The organism is Pseudomonas sp. 2822-17, from assembly GCF_002742485.1.
In the GTDB taxonomy this organism is placed as follows: Bacteria; Pseudomonadota; Gammaproteobacteria; order Pseudomonadales; family Pseudomonadaceae; genus Aquipseudomonas; species Aquipseudomonas cyclaminis.
Window position 1 is genome coordinate 1 of sequence record NZ_LJRZ01000085.1, and the last position, 243, is coordinate 243.

General features: G+C 42.8%; 1 protein-coding gene. It reads left to right on the plus strand.

Annotated elements, in window-relative coordinates; genetic code table 11:
• Window positions 1-17 precede the first annotated feature (17 nt).
• Window positions 18-243, plus strand: a 226-nt coding sequence (locus AOA60_RS01070) for a M15 family metallopeptidase (RefSeq protein WP_143522309.1), incomplete at its 3' end; no start/stop codon positions are given.

Sequence of the window (243 nt, forward strand, 5' to 3'; positions counted from 1 at the left end):
TAGTTAATGAGAATGACATGCTTTTAGAAGCGAACGAAGAGTTGCAGGAAGAATTGGATCGCTTGAGTAGAATTTTAGAAGAGATTACGGAGGTCGAGCGGGAGAGGGTTGCGCAACTAACAGAGGAAACTGGTTTGGTGATAATTCATGACATTGACGATACGATTGTCGTAGACTTGCCATACGCCACTACAAATAACTTTGTTGAAGAGGTAGTTTATCCTGTTGAGGTAGGCCTCCTTC